At 72.0% G+C, this 13,821-nt stretch carries 15 protein-coding genes; 7 read left to right on the top strand and 8 right to left on the bottom strand.

Annotated elements, in window-relative coordinates; genetic code table 11:
- Positions 1-362, bottom strand: a 362-nt coding sequence (locus ACTIF1_RS25050) for a hypothetical protein (RefSeq protein WP_439599189.1), incomplete at its 3' end; no start/stop codon positions are given.
- 99 nt (positions 363-461) lie between these two features.
- Here ACTIF1_RS25050 and purM point away from each other — a divergent pair.
- From purM to ACTIF1_RS25065, 3 genes are all read left to right on the top strand, one after another.
- Positions 462-1,523: a phosphoribosylformylglycinamidine cyclo-ligase gene (gene purM / locus ACTIF1_RS25055; protein WP_439599190.1), complete on the top strand. Its 1,062-nt coding sequence runs from the start codon at positions 462-464 to the stop codon at positions 1,521-1,523.
- 200 nt (positions 1,524-1,723) lie between these two features.
- Complete coding sequence (gene purN / locus ACTIF1_RS25060) at positions 1,724-2,401, top strand: phosphoribosylglycinamide formyltransferase (protein ID WP_439599191.1); 678 nt, start codon at positions 1,724-1,726, stop codon at positions 2,399-2,401.
- Between the two features lie 16 nt (positions 2,402-2,417).
- A complete protein-coding gene (locus ACTIF1_RS25065; protein ID WP_439599192.1) occupies positions 2,418-2,576 on the top strand; it encodes an aa3-type cytochrome c oxidase subunit IV in 159 nt (52 codons plus the stop codon).
- Between the two features lie 76 nt (positions 2,577-2,652).
- On the opposite strand, the gene ndk is transcribed toward ACTIF1_RS25065, so the two are convergent.
- Together ndk and ACTIF1_RS25075 are read right to left on the bottom strand one after the other, a co-directional pair.
- Positions 2,653-3,075 carry a nucleoside-diphosphate kinase gene (gene ndk, locus ACTIF1_RS25070; RefSeq protein ID WP_439599193.1) on the bottom strand — a complete coding sequence of 141 codons (423 nt, stop codon included), beginning with the start codon at positions 3,073-3,075 and terminating at the stop codon, positions 2,653-2,655.
- 68 nt (positions 3,076-3,143) lie between these two features.
- Positions 3,144-3,635, bottom strand: a complete 492-nt coding sequence (locus ACTIF1_RS25075) for a nucleoside deaminase (protein WP_439599194.1) — start codon at positions 3,633-3,635, stop codon at positions 3,144-3,146.
- Between the two features lie 71 nt (positions 3,636-3,706).
- Here ACTIF1_RS25075 and ACTIF1_RS25080 point away from each other — a divergent pair, with 71 nt between their 5' ends.
- Together ACTIF1_RS25080 and ACTIF1_RS25085 are read left to right on the top strand one after the other, a co-directional pair.
- On the top strand, positions 3,707-5,581 hold the full coding sequence (locus ACTIF1_RS25080) for an ABC-F family ATP-binding cassette domain-containing protein (RefSeq protein WP_439599195.1): 1,875 nt from the start codon (positions 3,707-3,709) through the stop codon (positions 5,579-5,581).
- 320 nt (positions 5,582-5,901) lie between these two features.
- A complete protein-coding gene (locus tag ACTIF1_RS25085) occupies positions 5,902-6,876 on the top strand; it encodes a Bug family tripartite tricarboxylate transporter substrate binding protein (protein ID WP_439599196.1) in 975 nt (324 codons plus the stop codon).
- Between the two features lie 3 nt (positions 6,877-6,879).
- Here ACTIF1_RS25085 and ACTIF1_RS25090 read toward each other — a convergent pair whose 3' ends face one another.
- The 4 genes from ACTIF1_RS25090 to ACTIF1_RS25105 all read right to left on the bottom strand — a co-directional run bounded on the left by ACTIF1_RS25090 (position 6,880) and on the right by ACTIF1_RS25105 (position 11,394).
- The gene (locus ACTIF1_RS25090) at positions 6,880-7,698 is read right to left on the bottom strand and encodes an N-acetylmuramoyl-L-alanine amidase (protein WP_439599197.1); all 819 of its coding nucleotides are present in this window, start codon (positions 7,696-7,698) and stop codon (positions 6,880-6,882) included.
- A gap of 137 nt (positions 7,699-7,835) precedes the next feature.
- Positions 7,836-8,294, bottom strand: a complete 459-nt coding sequence (locus tag ACTIF1_RS25095; RefSeq protein ID WP_439599198.1) for a DNA polymerase III subunit chi — start codon at positions 8,292-8,294, stop codon at positions 7,836-7,838.
- Complete coding sequence (locus tag ACTIF1_RS25100; RefSeq protein WP_439599199.1) at positions 8,294-9,613, bottom strand: leucyl aminopeptidase family protein; 1,320 nt, start codon at positions 9,611-9,613, stop codon at positions 8,294-8,296. Before ACTIF1_RS25100 ends, ACTIF1_RS25095 begins: the two co-directional genes overlap by 1 nt.
- A 266-nt stretch (positions 9,614-9,879) precedes the next feature.
- On the bottom strand, positions 9,880-11,394 hold the full coding sequence (locus ACTIF1_RS25105) for a leucyl aminopeptidase (protein WP_439599200.1): 1,515 nt from the start codon (positions 11,392-11,394) through the stop codon (positions 9,880-9,882).
- A gap of 89 nt (positions 11,395-11,483) precedes the next feature.
- Between ACTIF1_RS25105 and ACTIF1_RS25110 the strand changes: the two genes are divergently transcribed.
- On the top strand, positions 11,484-12,254 hold the full coding sequence (locus ACTIF1_RS25110) for a 3'(2'),5'-bisphosphate nucleotidase CysQ family protein (protein WP_439599201.1): 771 nt from the start codon (positions 11,484-11,486) through the stop codon (positions 12,252-12,254).
- Positions 12,251-13,222: an L-threonylcarbamoyladenylate synthase gene (locus tag ACTIF1_RS25115; RefSeq protein ID WP_439599202.1), complete on the top strand. Its 972-nt coding sequence runs from the start codon at positions 12,251-12,253 to the stop codon at positions 13,220-13,222. The genes ACTIF1_RS25110 and ACTIF1_RS25115 overlap by 4 nt, the downstream gene beginning before the upstream one ends.
- Before the next feature lie 105 nt (positions 13,223-13,327).
- On the opposite strand, the gene ACTIF1_RS25120 is transcribed toward ACTIF1_RS25115, so the two are convergent.
- The gene (locus tag ACTIF1_RS25120) at positions 13,328-13,741 is read right to left on the bottom strand and encodes a hypothetical protein (RefSeq protein ID WP_439599203.1); all 414 of its coding nucleotides are present in this window, start codon (positions 13,739-13,741) and stop codon (positions 13,328-13,330) included.
- Positions 13,742-13,821: the final 80 nt, after the last annotated feature.

The following is a 13,821-nucleotide window of genomic DNA, read 5'->3' on the forward strand; positions in this document are numbered from 1 at the left end:
GCCCCGCCGGGCAGGCGGCCGCCGGCGGCGGCGACGCCCTGCGGGTTGAAGTTCACCGTGATGCGGGCGGTATAGGTCCGCGCCGTGATCCGCTCCGATTCGATGACCAGGGAGCGGACCATGGATTCGATCTGCTGGGTGGAGGCGCTGGTGCTGAGGCCGGTGGCGGCGGCCATCCGCTCATAGGCCAGGCGCTGGCCGGCATTCAGCGCCTGTTCCCGCGCCAGCACCGCGGTCTCCGCCGTCGCCTCGGCCGGCACGCCGCGCTGCACCAGCGGATCGTCCTGCGCCAGGGCCGGCCGCAGGGCCAGGCCGGACAGCAGCAGAAGGGCGAGGCCGAGCATCCGGATTGCGGAGGCCACGCTCGCGTGGTTGTTTCCGCCCCGCTGGGCCCGCCGCTGGCTGACCGGCATGCTTCCGTCCTTTTCCGTTCTCAGCCGCATACCCGATCGGGGGCCGCCATGACCAGCCTGACCTACCGTGACGCGGGGGTGGATATCGAAGCCGGCGACGCGCTGGTGGAGGTGATCAAGCCCCTCGCCCGCAGCACCGACAGGGCTGGAACGATGGGCGGGCTCGGCGGTTTCGGCGCGCTGTTCGATCTGAAGGCGGCCGGGTTCCGGGACCCGGTGCTGGTGAGCTCCACCGATGGGGTGGGCACCAAGCTGAAGCTGGCGATCGATTCCGGCATCCATGGCTTCGTCGGCCAGGACCTGGTGGCCATGTGCGTGAACGACCTGGTGGTGCAGGGCGCGGAGCCGCTGTTCTTCCTGGACTATTTCGCGACCGGCAAGCTGGAGGTGGCGCAGGCCGCCGCCGTGGTGGGTGGCATCGCCGAGGGCTGCCGGATCGCCGGCTGCGCCCTGGTGGGCGGCGAGACGGCGGAGATGCCCGGCCTCTACAAGGGCGGCGACTACGACCTGGCCGGCTTCACCGTGGGCGCCGCGGAGCGCGACGCACTGCTGCCGCGCCCCGATGTCGGCCCGGGCGACGTGCTGCTGGGCCTGGCCAGCTCCGGCGTGCATTCCAACGGATTCTCGCTGGTGCGGCGGATCCTGGAAGGCACGAACCTGACCATGGACGCGCCGGCCCCCTTCGCGACAGGCAAAAGCGTGGCGGAGGCGCTGCTGGTGCCGACGCGGATCTATGTGAAGCCGGTGCTGGCGCTGCACCGCGCCGGGCTGCTGAAGGCGGCCGCCCATATCACCGGCGGCGGCCTGCCGGGCAACCTGCCCCGCGTGCTGCCGGATGGCGTGGTGGCGGCGCTGGATGCCCGCGCCTGGACCCTGCCGCCCGTCTTCGGCTGGCTGGCGCGGACGGGGAATGTGGCGGCGGAGGAGATGCTGCGGGTCTTCAACTGCGGCCTCGGCATGGTGCTGGTGGTGCCCGCCGACCAGGCGGAGGCGGCACAGGCGCAGCTGGAGGCGGATGGCGAGACGGTGTTCCGCATCGGCGCGCTGGAGGCCGGCGAGGGCAAGGCCGGCGTGCGGATTGATCATCTGGGGGCCGGCTGGCCGGGGTGAGCGAGGGTGCGCCCGTCTCCGAGGCCCCCCTCACCCCACCCTCTCCCCCCTACGGGTGGAGAGGGCTTCACCTTTGAGGCTGCGGACGGCTTCTCCCTCTCCCGCACCTGCGGGGGGTTGCGGCACTGCCGCAACGCCAAAGCCTGGTCGGGGTGGGGGTCTTTCCCGCGCGGTGCCACCCGATGCTGTCAGGACCAAGAATGCGCATCGCCATCCTGATCTCCGGCCGCGGCAGCAACATGGCCGCGCTGCTGCGCGCCGCCGCCCAGCCGGGCTATCCCGCCACCATCGCCCTGGTGCTGTCGAACCGGGCGGATGCCGCCGGGCTGGCGGTGGCCGAGGCGGCCGGCGTGCCCACCGCCGTGGTGGAAAGCCGCGCCTTCAAGGGTGACCGCGCCGGCTTCGAGGTGGCGATGGAAGCCGAACTCGCCCGCCACGGGGTGCAGCTGGTGGCACTCGCCGGCTTCATGCGGGTGCTGACGGAGGGCTTCGTCGATCGCTGGCGCGACCGGCTGGTGAATATCCACCCCTCCCTGCTGCCGCTGTTCAAGGGGCTGGACACCCATGCCCGCGCGCTTGCCGCCGGAGTGAAGCTGCATGGCTGCACCGTGCACCTGGTGCGGTCGGGCGTGGATGAGGGGCCGATCCTGGCCCAGGCCGCGGTGCCGGTATTGTCCGACGATGACGAGGCGAGCCTCGCCGCGCGGGTGCTGGAGCAGGAACACCGCATTTACCCCGCCGCGATAGGCTGGCTGGCCGCGGGCCTGGTGCGGATCGAGGGCGATGTGGTGACGGTGGCGGCCCCGGCGGCCTCCGGCGCGCTCGCGAACCCCTTGCCCGGCCCGGCCCCGGTTCCTACAAACCGCTCCGCAAGCTGACCCGAACGAGGACTCCATGGCCGAACAGGCGCCGACCTACGAGATGATCGAAGTCAAGGCCGAGGACATCATGGCCGAGCGCCAGGGCCTCTATGCCGGCTTCCTGCGCGCCACCGTCTGGGGCATCGGCGCGACGGTCGCCATCCTGGTCCTGATGTGGATCTTCTTGGTCTGATGTCTGACGGGGCGGCGACGTAGCCCCCCTCACCCAACCCTCTCCCCCCGAAGGGGGAGAGGGCTTTGGCAAAGACTCAGCCGACGATCTCGGTGCCGGCGAAGAAATAGGCGATCTCGATCGCGGCATTCTCCAGGCTGTCGGAGCCATGGACGGAATTCGCCTCGATGCTCTCGGCGAAGAGCTTGCGCACGGTGCCCTCGGCGGCGTTCGCCGGGTTGGTGGCGCCCATCACCTCACGGTGCCTGGCCACCGCATTCTCGCCTTCCAGCACCTGCACGACGACCGGGCCGGAGGTCATGAAGGTCACCAGGTCGTTGAAGAAGCCGCGCTCCTTGTGCACGCCGTAGAAGGTCTCGGCCTGGGCGCGGGTCATGTGGATGCGCTTCTGCGCGACGATACGCAGGCCCGCCTCCTCGAACACGGCGTTGATCTTGCCGGTCAGGTTGCGGCGGGTCGCGTCGGGCTTGAGGATGCTGAAGGTGCGCTCGATGGCCATGGGACTGATCCTTGGTTGGTGGCGCGCCGGATAGGCGGGGTTTCACGAGCGCGCAAGGGTCGGCGCGATTACGGCTGCGCGGCCCAGGCCTCCAGCACCCCCACCGCCTCCGCCACCAGGGCGCGGCGGGCCTTCATGCGATGCGTGCCGATGGGCGCGGAAGTTTCCAACCGCAGCGCGGTGGCATCCACGCGCACCCGCCGCCCCGGACCCACCCCGGCCAGCACCCGGGCGCTGTCCGCCATGGCGGCGGCATAGACCACGGCCTCCACCTTCGCGATCTGCATCGCCGCGACGCAGAGCGCGCAGGGCTCGCAGCTGGTGAAGACGGTGCAGCCGGACAGGTCCAGCGTGCCGAGGCGGTTGCAGGCGTCGCGCATCGCCTCCGTCTCCCCATGCGAGGTGGGGTCGAGCTTGCCGATGGCCTGGTTGAACCCCTCCCCCACCACCTGCCCATCCTTCACCACCACGGCGCCGAAGGGCTGCGCGCCGGGGGTGGTGGCGGCCTGGGCGGAAAGCGCGATGGCGCGGCGCATGAAGCTCTCGTCGGTCTGGTCCATGTGGGGCTCTCCTGTCCCGCGCAGCTTGAAGCCCCTACGCCTTGGCGGAAAGGCCCGCTAAGAAGCCTCGCATGACCGTTCTCATCATCCGCGACCTCACCATCCGCTTCGGCGGGCGGGAGCTGCTCAACGGCGCCGAGCTGACGCTCGACACCGGCCACAAGCTCGGCCTGGTGGGGCGCAATGGCGCGGGCAAGTCCACTTTGCTGAAGGCCATCACCAAGGAGCTGATCCCGGATGGCGGCGAGATCAAGCTCGCCGCCCGCGCCCGCATGGGCGTGGTGGCGCAGGAGGCGCCGGGCGGTGAATCCTCGCTGCTGGAGGCGGTGCTGGAGGCGGATACGGAACGCGCGGAGCTGCTGGCGGCGCTGGAGCGCGACGACCAGGCGCATCGCGCGGCGGAGATCCACGAAAGGCTGATGGCGATCCAGGCCGATGCCGCGCCGGCGCGCGCGGCCACGGTCCTGGCCGGCCTCGGCTTCGATGCGGAGGCGCAGGCGCGGCCGCTGTCGTCCTATTCCGGTGGCTGGCGCATGCGCGTGGCGCTGGCCCGGGCGCTGTTCCTGGAGCCCGATCTGCTGCTGCTGGACGAGCCGACCAACCACCTGGACCTGGAAGCGACCTTGTGGCTGGAGGGGTGGCTCGCCCGCTTCGCCGGGGCCGCCATCATCGTCAGCCATGATCGCGGGCTGCTGGATCGCGCGGTGGACGGCATCGCGCATCTCGATCGCGGCAAGATCCTCTACTACCCCGGCAATTACGAGCGCTTCGTCCGCATCCGCACCGAACGCGCGGCGCAGCAGGAGGCACAGCGCGGCAAGATCGCCGCCCAGCGCGCCCATATGCAGGCCTTCGTCGACCGCTTCCGCGCCAAGGCGAGCAAGGCCAAGCAGGCGCAGTCCCGCATCAAGGCGCTGGAGAAGCTGCCGGTGCTGGATGCCGTGATCGAGGATGCCAGCACCACCTTCTCCTTCCCCGAGCCGGAGGAGCTGGCGCCCCCCGTCCTGGCGCTGGAGCATGTCGAGGTCGGCTATGGCGGCCCGCCCATCCTGCGCAACCTGGACCTGCGGATCGACCAGGAGGACCGCATCGCCCTGCTCGGCGCCAACGGCAACGGCAAGTCGACGCTGGCCAAGCTGCTGGCCGGCCGGCTCGGGCCGTCGAAGGGCACGGTGAAGCGCGCGCCGCGGCTGCGCGTTGGCTTCTTCGCGCAGCACCAGTCGGAGGATCTGGACGCCAGCGGCACGCCGCTGTCGCATATGCAGGCGGCGCTGCCGCATGCCACCGTCAGCCAGTGCCGCAGCCAGCTCGCCCGCTTCGGCCTGACGGTGGAGCGCGCGGAGACGCGGATCGCCAATTGCTCGGGCGGCGAGAAGGCCCGCCTTCTGCTGGCGCTCTGCACGCGGGACGCGCCGCAGCTGCTCATTCTCGACGAGCCCACCAACCACCTCGACATCGATGCGCGGGAGGCGCTGGTGCGCGCGCTGGCGGACTACCAGGGCGCCGTGCTGCTCATCACCCACGACCCGCATCTGGTGGAGCTGGTGGCGGACCGGCTCTGGCTGGTCGCCGACGGCCAGGTGAAGTCCTTCGACGGCGACATGGACGAATACCGCGCCCTGCTGGCCGATCGTGCCCGCGGCGGCGGCCGGCCGGCGGAGGCGGAGGCCGGCGGCAAGGGGGCGCAGGAGCGGAAGAAATCCGCAAGCTCCCGCGCCGCGCTGGCGCCGATGCGCACCCGGCTGAAGGAGATCGAGCGGGAGATGGAGAAGCTGGCCCTGGAGGCGAAGCTGATCGAGAAGCGCCTGTCCGACCCCGCCACCTATGCCAAGCGCAAGCCCGAGGACATCACCTGGGCCAATACGCGGCGCATCGTCATCGCCCGCCAGACCGCGGCGCTGGAGGAGGAATGGCTGCACTTGTCGGAGCAGGTCGAAGCGGCCTGAGCGGCGCGGCCGCCACCTCCTCCTCCGCCAGGGTCCGGCGCAGGAAGGTGGGCCAGAGGGCGCGCGCCGTGCCGGGTTCGGCGGGCAGGGCAGGTCCGGACTGGTCTTCCAGGCGCGTCAGCGTTTCCATGGCCATGTCCTTCCCCAAGGTCTGGCGGAAGGCAGCTTGCACCAGACGGGCGACCCGATGCAACCGGAAGGCGAGTTGGTGCCACGGAGGTGAAACCCGGCTCGCAAGACCCGGACCCTGCCTCCGGTCTTGACGCTGGCGGGGGCGGTTGCGACACGGCTTTGATAATGATCCCGGGGGAAGAAACGCCATGATCCGCCGCCGCAGCCTTGCCGCCCTGCCGCTTGCCGCCCTCGCCGCGCCCGCCCTTTCGCGCCTTGCCCTGGCCCAGGGCGCCGGCCCCATCCGCCTCATCGTCCCCGCCCCGCCCGGCGGGCCCACGGATATCCTGGCGCGCGTGACCGGGGAGAAGGCGGCGGCCGCGCTCGGCCAGCCGGTGGTGGTGGACAACCGCGCCGGCGCCGGTGGCGTGATCGGGGCGGAGGCCGCGAGCCGCGCCGCGCCGGATGGGCTGACCCTGATCCTCGGCCACAACCAGACCCATGCCTCCAACCAGGCGATGATGGCGCGCCTGCCCTATCACGTGGTGGACAGCTTCACCCCGGTGGCCAAGCTGGCCACGGTGCATCACGCAACCGTGGTGCCGGCCAATTCCCGCGCCCGCACCATGGCGGAACTGGTGGAGCTCGGCCGCAATGGCGGGCAGCTGAGCTACGCCTCCTCCCAGGCCGGCTCGGCCAGCCATGTGATCTCGGAGACGCTGGTGCGGCGGGCCGGGATGAACGCCACGCACGTGCCCTATCGCGGCGCGGCGCCGGCAGCCACCGATACCATGGCCGGCATCGTCGACTTCTATACCTCCACCTTCCCCACCGTCGCCGCGCTGGTGCGGGAGGGGCGGCTGCGCGCGCTGCAGATCGGCGCCCCCGCGCGGCTGGCGGATTTTCCGGATGTGCCGACGGCGGCCGAGGCGGGCCTGCCCTATATGGCCGTCGATGCCTGGTTCGGCCTTTTCGCCCCGGCCGGCCTGCCGGCGGCGGCGGCGGAGCGCCTGGCCCAGGCCTTCCTGGGCTCGCTAGGCGATGCCGAGGCGCAGCGCCGCCTGGCGGCCGCTGCCTTCACCCTGGACCCCCAGGGCCCGGCCGCCTTCGCCGCCTTCCAGCGGGCGGAAGTCGCCCGCTGGGCGGAGATGGTGGAGCTGACCGGGGTGAAGCTGGAGGGCTGAGCCTCACGCCCCCAGCCGCCGCAGGAAGGCGCCGTGGACGAAACCGTCCGGCACGGCGTCGCCCTGCAGATCCACCAGGCGCCAATCCCCCTCCTCCCGCAGCACCCGCAGGCGTGACCCCGGCGACAGTTTGCGGAGCACCGCGAAGCCGGTCCCCGGGCCGCCGCGCAGGTTCAGCTCCTCGCGCGCCGAGACCTCGAATGTCCCGAAATCGTTCTCGGCCAGGGTGCCGGAGCCGGCGGCGCCGCCCAGGTGCTGGAAGCGCGCCAGCGGGAAGGCCGGGCCGGGGTCCTGCTTGCGGCCGGGCGAGATATCGTCATGGCCCACCACCTCCTGGATGCTGGGATAGGCCTTGCGGATGGCCTCCGTCAGCGCCGCCACGGCCTTGAGCTGCGCCTCCGGATAGGCCTCCCACCCCATGCTGCGGCCGCCATTCTTGTGCGCGGCCACCACCACCTCGGCCTCCGGCAGCACGCGGGTGAGGCCGCCGCGGGTCCAGCCGCCGGCCTCCTTGCGATCCAGCCAGCCGAGATTGGCGATCTCGATGCCGATGGCGCAGCTGTTCAGCCCGTCATGCCCCCGCCAATGGGACGGGCCGGCATGATAGGCCAGCCGGTTGCAGGGCACGGTCTGGATGATGGCGCCGTCGCGATCGACGAAGAAATGCGCGGACAGCCCCCGGTCGCGAATGGCGCGCACCGAATTCAGCGCCGACCCGCCGGCCGTATAGTGCATGACCAGGAAGCGCGGGGTGATGGCGGCCCCGATATGCGGCGAGGCGTCGAAGGGCACGTCTTCAAGGATATGGTTGCGGACCTGCATGGCCGGATCCCCCCGGAACTGCGCGTCCGGCGGATCACGGGCCGGGGATCCCGGCAGGGCCGATCGCGATCTAGGAAAACTATCCCGGATCGGTCAGAAATCGCAACCAAAAGTTGCGAGCTCCGCGCCCATCCCCGTCAGGCCTTCTTCTCCCAGCCCCGCGCCCCCTGCTGCCAATAGGTCAGGGCATGGCCCGCCGCCTTGGCCGCCTTCCAGCGGCCGCGCGCCGCCGCCACCGCCTCCGCATCCCCGCCATCGAAGAGGTCCAGCACCCGGTCGAAAGCCGCCAGATGGGCGCTTTCGCTGTTCTCCAGCAGGAACAGGAAGCGCGCCCCGTTCGGCGCCCCCTCCGGCCCCGCATCCTCGGTCGTCAGCCAGATCGGCTGCAGCCGGGGATGCCCCGTGCGCGGCGAGCCATGCGGCAGCCAATCCGGGTCCGGACAGGTCCAGAGCGCGGCATCCAGCGCCTCCAGCCGCGCCGGCTCCGCCAGCCGCACCATGGCCCGCCCGCCGCCCGCCAGCACCCGGCCCAGCAGCTTCGGCAGCGCCTGCTCCAGCGGCGTGCGCGTCAGGTGGTAGAAGCCGTAATCGGCCATCAGGCGCGCCCTCCCGCCGGCTCCGGCGGCTCCTCATACTGCGCCGCCACCAGGCGATCCAGCAGCCGCGCCCCGAAGCCGGTGGCCCCGGCCGGGCCCAGCGCATGCGGCTTCTCCTGCGTCTCCACCCCCGCGATATCCAGATGCGCCCAGGGCGCCCCGTCCACGAATTCCTCCAGGAAGGCCGCCGCATGGCTGGCATCCGGCTGCCGCCCGCTGCCCGCCGGCATGCATTGCCGGATATCGGCGATCCCGGAGCGCAGATCCGCCCGGTGCCGCGCCCCGATCGGCATGGGCCAGAGCCGCTCGCCCACCTCCTCCCCCGCCGCCGCCAGGGCCGACAGCAGCGCCGCATCCCGGCCGAACAACCCGGCCCGGTGATGCCCCAGCGCCGTGACGATCGCCCCCGTCAGCGTCGCCAGATCCACCACCGCCCGCGGCCGATACCGGCTCACCGCATGATGCAGCGCATCGGCCAGCACCAGCCGCCCCTCCGCATCCGTATCCACCACCTCCACCGTCCGCCCCGAACCCATCCGCAGCACATCCCCCGGGCGATAGGAGGCCGCGCCCGTCGCATTCTCCGCGATCGCCAGCACCGCCACCGCCGGCGCCGGAGACCGCCGCAAGGCCAGCGCCAGCATCGCCCCGGCACAGGCCGCGGCGCCGGCCATATCCGCGCGCATCGCCTCCATCCCCTTGGCCGGCTTGATGGAAATGCCGCCCGTATCGAAGACCAGCCCCTTGCCCACGAACACCACCGGCGGCGCATCGAAACTGCCCCGCCAACGCAAGACCGCCAGGCGCGGCGGATGCTCCGACCCGCCACCCACCGCCAACAAGCCACCCAAGCCCGCCCGCGCCAAGCGCTTGCGGCCCCATACATCCACATGCACCCCGAACTCGGCCAACCCCTCCAGCCGCTTCGCAAACCCCCGCGTCGTCAGATGATTGGCCGGCTCTGCCACCAACTCCCGGGCAAACAGGCACCCCCGCACCCCCGCCGAAGCCTCCTCCCACGCCACCCGGCAAGCCGCCGGGTCATCCACCACCAGCGTCACCCGCTCCAACCCCGGCGCCACCCGCCCGGTCCGAAACCCTCCAAACCGCCAGGCCCGCAACACCATCCCCGCCACAAACGCCGCGACATCCCCCGCCGCCATCCCCTCGGCCGCCACCACCGCCTGGACCTGCTCCCCCAGCCCCCCCACCAACGCCGCCCCCGCCTCCTCCCAAGCCAGCCGACCACCCCCAGGCGGCACCACCACGGGCTGCGCACCCGGATCAGCGGGTGGGCGCTTGAAACGGAGCTTCAGCATGAGGGGGCGCTGGTGGTTCGCAGGGAGGGCGCTGCCCTCCCTCCGTCGCGGCAGCGCCGCGACCCCAGCGAAGGGGCAGTGGCCCCTTCGAACCCGGGGATGAGGGGCAGGCGGGAGGAGGGGCACGGAGGAACCGCAGGCGAGACGCGACCGCAGGCCCCTCCTCCCGCCTGCCCCTTAACGGGATTCCAAAGGGACCACTGTCCCTTTGGCGGGGGTGCAGGGGGCAGCGCCCCCTGCAAGGCCACCCGCGCCACCCTCACGGCTCAGGCCTCGTCCCAATCCGCCACCAGCCGGTCCAGGAGTCGCACGCCGTAGGCGGTGGCGCCTTTGGGGATGGTGGGGTGGTCCTTGTTGGTCCAGGCGGTGCCGGCGATGTCGAGGTGGGCCCAGGGCATGGGGCCGTGTTTGGTGTTGATGAAGCGTTGGATGAATTGCGCGGCGGTGACGGCGCCGGCGGGACGGCCGCCGACGTTCTTCATGTCGGCGATGTCGGAGCGGATGGCCTTGTCGTAGGCCTCGCCGAGGGGCATGCGCCAGGCGCCTTCGCCGGTGAGGTTGGCAGCGGCGAGGATGCGTTGGGCCAGGGCGTCGTCGTTGGAGAAGAGGCCGGCGTGTTCGTGGCCGAGGGCGACGATGATGGCACCGGTCAGCGTCGCCAGGTCGATCATGCAGCGCGGTTCGAAGCGTTCCTGGCAGTACCAGAGCACGTCGGCGAGGACGAGGCGGCCTTCGGCGTCGGTGTTGATCACTTCGATGGTCTGGCCGGAGTAGGATTTCACCACGTCGCCGGGGCGCTGCGCGGTGCCGGAGGGCATGTTCTCGACCAGGCCGATGAGGCCGACGACGTCGGCTTTCGCCTTGCGGCCGGCGAGGGCTGCCATGAGGCCGACGACGGTGCCGGCGCCGGCCATGTCCCATTTCATGTCTTCCATGCCGCCGGCGGGCTTGATGGAGATGCCGCCGGTGTCGAAGGTGACGCCCTTGCCGATGAAGGCGAGGGGTTTCGCGGGCTTCTTGGACTTCGGCGCGCCCTTCCACTGCATGACGACCATGCGGGGTTCCACGGCGCTGCCTTGGGCGACACCGAGCAGGGCGCCGAAGCCCAGGCGCTTCATCTCCTTGGGTCCCAGGATTTCCACTTCGACGCCGAGTTTTTCCAGCGCCTTGCAGCGGTCGGCGAATTCGACCGGGTGCAGGACATTGGGCGGTTCGCTGACGAGTTCGCGGGTCAGGAAGACGCCATCGGCGACGGCGCGCATGGGGGAGAAGGCCTGCTTGGCGGCGGTGGTCTCGGCGGTGGCGAAGGCGAGGCGTTCGAGCTTCGGCTTGTCCTCCTCCTTCTCCTTCGTCCGGTAGCGGTCGAAGCGCCAGGACCGCAGCAGGGCGCCCATGGCGAGGGAGGCGGCGAGGCTGGGGGTCAGGCTATCGGCGGCGATGGTGGCCTCGCGGTCCTGGGCCAGGGCCGGGATCATGCTGCCGCCGGCGGCTTCCGCGGCGGTGGCGGTGAGGTCGGCGGACTTGCCGAGGCCGATGGCGATGACCTTGGCCAGGTTGCCGCCGGGCGCCCACAAGGTGGTGGACTGCCCCTTGCGGCCCTTGAAGCCGGCGGCTTCCAGCCCGCGGGACAGGGCGCCGCCGGTCGCGGCATCGGCTTCGGCGGCGAGACCGGACCAGGGCAGGCCCGATCCGGAAGAGCCGGCTGTCTCGGCTTCGGGAAGCGGCAGCACCAGGGTGCCGGAGCGCGGCAGGACGGGCTTCGCGAAGGCGATATCGGGCATGGGGGCTCCGTTCCGGCGTTTCTGGCGGGGAGAGTATCATCGCTGTGTCACCGTGACAGCGCCACAGGCACGGCGCTAATCCCCCGGGCATGGATGAGGATGACCTGCTGGCGCTGGCGGTGCGCCTGGCCGGGGCGGCGGCGGCGGCGATCCAGGCCGTGCGCGCGGCCGGCTTCGTGGTGGAGCGCAAGCGCGACCATTCGCCGGTGACGGTGGCCGACCGGATCGCGGAGGCGCTGATCGTCGAGGGGCTGCGGGAGGCCGCGCCGGGCATTCCGGTGGTGGCGGAGGAGGCGCATGAGGCGAGCGCCGTCGCCGTGCCCCCAGGGGGGATCCAAGGCCGCTTCTGGCTGGTCGATCCGCTGGACGGCACACGGGATTTCGCCGCGGGGCTGGAGGGCTACGCGGTGAATATCGGCCTGGTGGAGGACGGCCGCCCCGTACTCGGCGCGGTCGCCCTGCCGGCATTTGAGGAGATATTTTCGGGGATCGTGGGGCGGGGCGCCTGGAAGCTGGCCGGCGGCGTGACCCGGCCGATCGCGGTGCGACCGCTGGCACGGGACCCGGTGGCGATGGTCAGCCGGCAGCATGGGCGCGATCCGCGCATCGCGGATTTTCTCGCGGCGCGTGGCGTGGCGGAGGTGCGGCCGCTGGGGTCCGCCGCCAAGCTGTGCCGGGTGGCGGAGGGGGTGGCGGATCTCTATCCGCGCCGCGGCCCCACCATGGAATGGGACACGGCGGCGCCGGAGGCGGTGCTTTGGGCCGCAGGCGGGCGCATGGCGGATTGGGACGGGGCCGTGCTGCGCTACGGCAAGCCCGGCTGGCGCAATCCCGGTTTCCTGGCGGAGGGGCGGGCATGACGCAGGTGCTTAAGGATCCGGCCGAGGCCGCTGCCCTGCTGCGCGCGGGGGAGCTGGTCGCCTTCCCCAGCGAGACGGTCTATGGCCTGGGCGCCGATGCCTGGAACGGCCGCGCGGTGGCGCGCGTCTTCGAGGCCAAGGGCCGCCCGCATTTCAACCCGCTGATCTGCCATTTTGCGAGTGCCGAGGCGGCGTTTGCCGAGGTGGTGGCGGATTCCCGCGCGCAGGCCTTGGCAAAAGAATTCTGGCCGGGGCCGCTGACCTTGGTGCTGCCGCGTCGGCCGTCCTGCCGGGTGGACCTGCTGGCGGGTGCGGGGCTGGAGACGCTGGCGGTGCGGGTGCCGGCGCATCCGGTGGCGCTGGCCATGCTGCGCGCGGCGGCACGGCCGATCGCGGGGCCTTCGGCCAATCGCTCGGGCCAGGTCAGCCCGACCAGCGTGGCGCATGTGCTGGCCGGGCTTTCGGGGCGGATCGCCGCGGTGCTGCAGGGGGGCGATTGCGCCGTGGGGGTGGAGAGCACCGTGCTCGACCTGACCGGCGCGGGTGCGGTGCTGCTGCGGCCCGGCGGGGTGCCGGCGGCGGCGATCGAGGCGGTGATCGGCCGCATCGGCCGCCCGCTGCCGCTCTCGGCGGCGGAGGCGACGCGCAGCCTGCGCAGCCCGGGGATGCTGCTGTCCCATTACGCACCCTCCCTGCCGCTGCGGCTGGCGGCGGCTGGCGTGGCGGCGGATGAGGCGCTGCTGGCCTTCGGCCCGGTCCCCCTGCCGGGGGCGGGGGCGCTGTGGAACCTCTCGCCGGACGGCGATGTGGCGGAGGCGGCGGCGCGGCTGTTCTCCGGCCTGCGCTGGCTGGATGCGGAGGGGCAGCGGCTGGGGCTGCGGGGCATCGCGGCCATGCCGGTGCCGGCGGAGGGCCTGGGCGAGGCGATCCAGGACCGGCTGGCCCGCGCCGCGGCGCCGCGGGACTAGAGCCGTTTCACCGTAAGCGAAGACGCTGAAACGGCTCTAGCTTATTGTTCTGACACATTTTCCGAGTCGCCATGCGAAGCCGCATGGCTTGAAAATGCTCTAAGCTCAGCCCTCGGGCGGCAGGGCCGGCTCCGTGGGCGGGGCGGCGCTCAGCGCCTCCTCAAGCATCTCGGTCAGGCGGGCGGCGATCGCGGCTTCCATTTCCGGGGAGCCGGCCTGGCTGGCGGCCTGGCTCGTCGACAGGGCTTCGGACAGGGCGCGCAGCATCTCGCTGCTCAGGGTGCCGGGCAGGTTGGGCAGCATGGCGGGCAGACCGGCTTCCCAGTCGGGCGTCGCGGGCGAGCGGCCGGAAGCATCCGTCGGCAGCGGCGCGGCTGGGTCGGGGACCCGAAAGGCCTGCCGCGGCGGGCGGCCCTGCGGCTCCACCGCGGCGGGCCGGGCCTCGGCCACCGGCCGGCCGATGATCGCACGCAGCAGAAGATGTAGCCGGGCGGCGCCGCCTGCTCCTGTCGACTCCATTCTGGAGGCTCCCTCGCGCAGCGGAAGACCCAGCTTCGCACCAGCGCGTGGCCGCAAACTGCGCGCGCAATCCTAGCGAA

The sequence above is a fragment of the Falsiroseomonas sp. genome (genome assembly GCF_051860665.1).
In the GTDB taxonomy this organism is placed as follows: domain Bacteria; phylum Pseudomonadota; class Alphaproteobacteria; order Acetobacterales; family Acetobacteraceae; genus Falsiroseomonas.